This is a genomic window from Frankia sp. CcWB3 (assembly GCF_977927595.1).
Window position 1 is genome coordinate 1 of record NZ_CDWRCK010000073.1, and the last position, 4,470, is coordinate 4,470.

General features: G+C 69.5%; 5 protein-coding genes. 4 read left to right on the forward strand and 1 reads right to left on the reverse strand.

Annotation, left to right across the window (positions count from 1 at the left end; genetic code table 11):
• From ACY5KJ_RS08085 to ACY5KJ_RS08100, 4 genes are all read left to right on the forward strand, one after another.
• The coding region (locus ACY5KJ_RS08085; protein WP_462203092.1) for an McrB family protein at nt 1–2,087 on the forward strand (2,087 nt) is incomplete at its 5' end.
• 7 nt (nt 2,088–2,094) lie between these two features.
• A complete protein-coding gene (locus ACY5KJ_RS08090) occupies nt 2,095–3,087 on the forward strand; it encodes an McrC family protein (RefSeq protein WP_462187130.1) in 993 nt (330 codons plus the stop codon).
• 418 nt (nt 3,088–3,505) lie between these two features.
• Nucleotides 3,506–3,733 (forward strand): hypothetical protein, encoded by a 228-nt coding sequence (locus tag ACY5KJ_RS08095; protein ID WP_462203093.1) that lies wholly within the window; start codon nt 3,506–3,508, stop codon nt 3,731–3,733.
• Nucleotides 3,734–3,849: 116 nt separating this feature from the next.
• Nucleotides 3,850–4,149 (forward strand): PIN domain-containing protein, encoded by a 300-nt coding sequence (locus ACY5KJ_RS08100; protein WP_462203094.1) that lies wholly within the window; start codon nt 3,850–3,852, stop codon nt 4,147–4,149.
• An 86-nt stretch (nt 4,150–4,235) separates the two neighbouring features.
• On the opposite strand, the gene ACY5KJ_RS08105 is transcribed toward ACY5KJ_RS08100, so the two are convergent.
• The coding region (locus ACY5KJ_RS08105; RefSeq protein WP_462203095.1) for a hypothetical protein at nt 4,236–4,470 on the reverse strand (235 nt) is incomplete at its 5' end.

A 4,470-nucleotide genomic window follows, 5' to 3' on the forward strand; every position in this document is an offset into this window, starting at 1 on the left:
GGTTCGAAACGCGCAAGTTATTTCATTTCGACTCCTATACCGCCCGCCGGGAGTCGGTCGCGGTTGAAAGTGAAGCCGATCTCGGCTATCTCTATGTGAGCGAGGATCATCCCTGGCCTACCGATCCCATTGCCGAAGGGCGTTTTCCGGACACCTGGTTCGACGCTGACGAGCACGGGCACTCGTTCGTCCTGCCAAGACTCGCCGATCAGGTGCCGCGCCGGGTCCGGGTGACGGCGGACGGCAGCGAGGTCGAGACGGACGGCGAGCGCGCCGTGTTCCTTCGTGACATGTCTGGTTCGGTGGCGTCCGGTTCCGCGGCGTCCGGTTCGGTGGCGTCTGGTTCCGTGGCGTCCGAGCCGATGACGGCCTGGTTCATCCCGGCGCCGTTCCGGTTCTGCCTGCGCTGCCGGGTCTCGTACGAGCAGCTGCGGGCCCAGGACTTCGCCAAGCTGGCCTCGTTCGCCGCCGAGGGCCGCAGCTCGGCCGTGTCGTTGGTCAGCACCAGCATCGTGCGTAACCTGCGGCGCCAGAAGGCGTTGGACTCCCGGGCCAAGAAGCTGCTCACCTTCGTCGATAACCGCCAGGACGCGAGCCTGCAGGCCGGGCATCTCAACGACTTCGTGCAGGTCACCCAGCTACGCGGCGCGGACCGGCGTGGCCGTTCGCTGGCGCGGGATCTCTGGCTGGCCGACGAGGTCTGTTCCCTGCCCGGTGACCGGCTGGAGGTGCGGCCCGGGGTCGACTGGGAACAGGGGCGCCGGGCGGTCGACCGCGAACACGCCTCGCTCACCTCGGCCCGGCGCGGCCGGCTCACCAGCGAGTACCACGCCTTCCTGAGCCGGATGCGGGAGAACGACCTCGTCGTCGTGAACGACCGTGACCAGTACTACGTCGGGGAGATCCTCGGACCGCCGGTGTTCGTCGAGAGCGTCGGGGGCGTCGCGGACCTGCAACGGCCGGTCCACTGGCGCAACGCCGACGAGCCGGTGAACTACCTCGATCTGCCCGATCGGGTGGCGGCCCTGCTCGGCAACGCGGAAGCGCGCATCGTCGATCTTTCCGATTTCGTCGCCGACCTCGACGCCCTGGTGCCCGCGCCCGCGCCGGTGACATCGATCGCGACGACGGGGGCCGTCCCCCAGAGCGCCGACGCCGACCTCGCCGGGCAGGTCCTCGGCGGGGACGATCTGCGCGAGGTCACGGACGAGTTCGCAGACGGCCTCTTTTACAGCCGGGACTGGTTGCGCAGGTGCGTCGAGCTTCTGCGGGACCGGCCGCAGCTCATCTTCTACGGCCCGCCCGGCACCGGCAAGACGTACCTCGCCCGGCACCTGGCCTGGCATCTCGCCGACGATCGGCGCGAGAACGTCACCCTCGTCCAGTTCCATCCGTCCTATATGTACGAGGACTTCTTCCAGGGTTTCCGCCCGGTGCAGGTGAAGGGTGGCGACGGTGACGCGGCCACCACCAACCGGATGTCCTTCGAGCTCGTGGACGGTCCGCTGCGCCGGCTCGCCACCGCCGCCGAGCTCAATCCCCGCCAGGCGTTCTTCTTGATCATCGATGAGATCAACCGGGGTGACCTGGCCAGGATCTTCGGTGAGCTGTACTTCCTGCTGGAATACCGCGGGGAGGCCGTCACCACCCAGTACGCCTCCGCGGACACGCGCGACTTCCAACTGCCGAAGAACCTGTTCATCATCGGCACGATGAACAGCGCGGACCGTTCGATCGCCGCCTTCGACCAGGCGCTGCGCCGACGGTTCACCTTCGTCGGGCTCCATCCGGACGTCGAACCGACCGCGTCCGTGCTGCGCCGCTGGCTCGCGGCACGCGACCTGCCCGACGAGGCGGCCCGCCTGCTCGGCGAGCTGAACCGCCGCATCGACGACCCGGACGCCCGCGTCGGCCCGTCCTACCTGATGCGCGACCGCGTCCACCAGAGTGCCGACGGCCTCGAGCGGGTGTGGGAACATCAGATCCTGCCGCTGCTGGCCGAACACCACGTCGGCGAGACCATCGATCTCGCCGCCCGGTACGGCCTACCGGCGCTGCGGCAGCCCCTCGGCCCCGCGGCAGGCTGATGCCATCATGCTTGCACCGGTGGAGCTGACCGAGGGCGCCGGGTGGCAGCGGCGGAAGCTGAGCCAGGGTCAGGCCGATGCGCTCGATGCCAGCGAGGTGGCGCAGGTGCGGCAACGGCGTGCCGACGGTACCTGCGAGGTCAAGGACAACGCCTTGGTCGGCACCGTGCGCCTCGGGTCGGGCGAGGAGGCGTTCGAGGTTCGCATCCGCCCCAAGGTCACCATCCGCCGTCTGCTGTTTTTGCTTGGCTACGCGCAGGATCGCGGCAGGTGGTTCGAGGACGAGGTTCAGGCGGCGGAGGAGCCGGATCTTCTGCCCGCGGTCGCCGTGGCGTTCGCCCGAACCGCCTCGCGGGCGCTCGCGCACGGGGTGCTGCGAGGCTATCGGCAGGTGGATGCGGCGCTTCCCGTCCTCCGCGGCCGGCTGCGCGAGTCCGCGCAGCTCCGGCGACGGTCCGGGGTGATGGTCCCCCTCGAGGTGCGCTATGACGAGCGCACCGTTGACATCGCCGAGAACCGGTTGCTGCTCGCCGCCACCCGCTCGCTGCTCGCCCTGGCCGGGGTGGCACCGGCCACCGCCCAGGAGCTGCGCCGTATCGCCGCAGCCCTGGACGGTGTGGCCGAGCCGGCGCACGGCCCCGTCAAGCCGCCGGACTGGGCGCCAACCCGGGTGAACGCGCCTTACCATGCGGCGCTCCGGCTCGCCGAGACGGTTCTGCGCTCGTCTTCCTTCGAACGGGAAGACGGGGAGACGCTCCGGGTGGACGGCTTCGTGGTGAAGATGTGGGAGGTCTTCGAGGACTTCGTGACCCACGCCGTCGACGAGGTCCTCACCCGTCGGGGCGGTGAGGTCCGCCTGCAGGACCGCACCCACCACCTCGACGAGGACCGGACGCTGGAGATGCGCCCCGATCTCGTGCTGTACCGGCCGGAGGGCCCGGGCGGGCGGATGATCCCGACGGTTGTCCTCGACGCGAAGTACCGGCTCGCGATCCGGTAGGGCGCGCCCGCGCACGTGTACCACCAGATGATCGCCTACTGTGCCCGGCTCGGCGCCCGGCAGGGACGGCTCGTCTACGCCGGCTCGGAGCGGGCCGACGGCCAGCCCGGCGGTCGTGGCGACGTCATCCGGCGCCGGATCGGGGGTCCCGCGCCCATCGCTCGTGACGTACGTGCTCGACCTGAGGCTCCCCCTGGCCGAGTTGCGGGCCAGGATCGAGCGGATCGCTGACGACATGATCACCCCGCCTGTCTGACGGAGCCCTCCGATCTCGCGGACCGGCCGGGTCCGTCCCCGTTCCCATCCCCGGCCCATGGCGCGGCCACCTTGGTGGCGCTGGTCAGGATGGCCGGAGGCGGTGCTTCAGGCCGGCGCGGATCCCCGGCCACTCGTCTCTCAGGGTCGTAGAATCATCGTCGTGCGCCTCACGCTTGATCTTCCTGACGAGGTGGTCCGGCGCCTGACCGCCGAGGCCGAGCGGCGTGGTGCGAGCCTCGTCGAGGTCATCGCGGACCTCGCGGCCCACCTTCCCCCGGCCGCGCCGCAGTCACGTCGCAGGCTGGCGTTCGTGGGGGCGGGTGCGTCGGCCGAGGGCATCACCGCACGCATCGACGACCTTCTGGCGGACGGCTTCGGCCGGGACTGAACCCGGGTGCTCCTCGTCGACACCGGAGTGATCGTCGCTGCCACTGACCGCAGCGATCCTCACCATGTGGTGTGCGCACATCTTCTGGAGGAGCTCGAGGGGGCGGGTCACCTCTCGTGATCGCGGAAGCCGCCTATCTTATCAACCGGGAACTGGGCGCTACGGCGGAACTGGCTCTTTACACGTCGATCATCGACGATGCGCTCATTGTGGAGACGTTGACGCATGCGGACTGGTCCCGAGTGCGGGAACTGGCCGGTCGATATCGGGATCTCCCGCTCGGTGGCACCGATGCGAGCCTCATCGCGCTCGCCGAACGATTGGACACACCACGTGTTGCCACGCTCGACCACCGTCATTGCGGCGATCTTCTCGGCCGTGCCCGGTGGCGCCAGCCCCCATTACCTCGGACGTAATTGATTCGACGGTCGGGGGTGCGGAAGCCTGCGGGCCACGGGTAGCCATCCCAGAATCATCATCACGGTGACGGCGGGCAGCCCTTCTACCAGAGCTGGCGCACCGACCGGTTGAGACCGCCTCCCTTTTCGGGAAGTAGCATGCTTTCGGCGCCGAAATTGCCATCGCCCATGGCGGATGTGACGACGGCCACGCCTGTCCGGCCGCCCTGTTCGGCGCCGGGGCTCCGACAGCCGTCGGCGACCTGCCGCCCCGCTTCCCGATCGTCGGCGGGCACGAGGGCGCGGGCATCATCGAGGAGGCCGGCCCCAACGTCACTA

Bases quoted from the DNA above. Each gene is read 5' to 3' on its own strand.
- ACY5KJ_RS08090 (WP_462187130.1), top strand. From the start codon at position 2,095: ATGCTTGCACCGGTGGAGCTGACCGAGGGCGCCGGGTGGCAGCGGCGG.